Annotated in this window: 2 protein-coding genes; both read right to left on the bottom strand. The window is 40.8% G+C overall.

Going from position 1 to position 1,396, the window contains the following annotated elements; translation table 11 throughout:
• Positions 1-142: 142 nt before the first annotated feature.
• Positions 143-1,006, bottom strand: a complete 864-nt coding sequence (locus RCJ95_RS23735) for an IS3 family transposase (RefSeq protein WP_369578585.1) — start codon at positions 1,004-1,006, stop codon at positions 143-145.
• A gap of 11 nt (positions 1,007-1,017) precedes the next feature.
• The gene (locus RCJ95_RS23730; RefSeq protein WP_320940019.1) at positions 1,018-1,323 is read right to left on the bottom strand and encodes a transposase; all 306 of its coding nucleotides are present in this window, start codon (positions 1,321-1,323) and stop codon (positions 1,018-1,020) included.
• Positions 1,324-1,396: the final 73 nt, after the last annotated feature.

Raw genomic sequence — 1,396 nt, 5'->3', positions numbered from 1 at the left:
GGTACTTCTGTCAATAAAACGGACACTAAAATAAGAGAGGTTTTTGGCTACCGCCCTTCGGTTGCTCTGCTCTTTCATGGAGAATGGTTTCTAGCGTAACCATTCCCCATGAAAGACCTTGTGAGAAGTTTTAAGAGAGCGTTTATGCTGTTGTTTGAAGCAGCTGTCTCTCATATTGGTTCGGCGACAGATAGCCTAAGCTAGAGTGTCTTCTTCGCTCGTTATAAAAGTACACAATATAGTGTTCTACCAACTTTTTTCCCTCTTGAATTGTCTCGATTGACTGTCGGTAAATACACTCTTTTTTGATGGTCGAATGAAACGCTTCCATGCACGCATTATCGCCAGGTCTGCCTTTGTGACTCATACTAATTTGAGCAGCTTCCTTCTCCAGTAACTGGGTATAGTCTTGACTCGTGTACTGTGAACCTTGATCTGAATGATGAATCCAACCTTTTGCTGGTTTACGAACACTTAACGCATGCTTTAACGCTTCTTTAATCAATGAAGTTTCCATATGATCCGCCATGGCCCAACCCACGATTTTTCGTGAGCCGATATCCATTAATGTCGCCAAATACAACCAGCCTTCTTCTGTTCGAATATACGTAATATCTGCGACCCATACTTGATTTATTTGACCAACCTTAAACTGGCTTGCCACTATATTTTCGTAAGAAGCGTGCGGTGTCGCCTGCTTCTTCTTTGTAAATTTTACTTTCGGTGGTGTTGCTTTAAGCCCTAATTCTCGCATCATATTCGCGACCTTCTTTTGTGAAACGTGATACTGACGGGCTTGTAATTCTGCATGAATGCGAGGACTCCCATATACACCGAGATTCTTCACAAAAGCTTGGAAAATTGTTTGAGCCAGCACTTTGTCTTGCCTTTGCTTTTCTGTCAACGGCGCTTTTGCTCGCTTCAACCAAGCATAATAACCGCTTTTGGATACCTTTAACACGTTGCACATCTTCGCAATGGAGAACTCCTCTCCGTGATCTTGAATAAATGCATAAATTACTCGGGGTTTTTCGCGAAGATGTGCATCGCCTTTTTTAATATGGCGTTCTCTTCCTTTAACGCACGCAGCTCTTTTTCATATTGGGCTTGCATTTTTTCATGTTCTTTTGTGGTAATAAATTTTGAGCCAGTTGCTTCCTGTTTTTTTTCGTCACGAACAGCCTTTAACCATCGTTGAATAGTGGATTCACCAATTTCAAATTTCCGTGCCATTTCACGAATTTTGATACCGTCTTCTAGAATCATTTTCACAATATAATCTTTGGTTTCTTGCGATAATCTTTTTCTTGTTTGCTTTTCCATTTTCGACACGTCCTTTTTGTTCCTTCATCATAAGTCTCTCTTAAGTTCGTGTCCATTTTTTATACTAACAGCC

This window comes from Lysinibacillus sp. BSL11 (genome assembly GCF_052928325.1).
The sequence above is the reverse complement of the archived record's forward strand: the minus strand, read 5'-3'. Positions and strand labels throughout refer to the sequence as shown.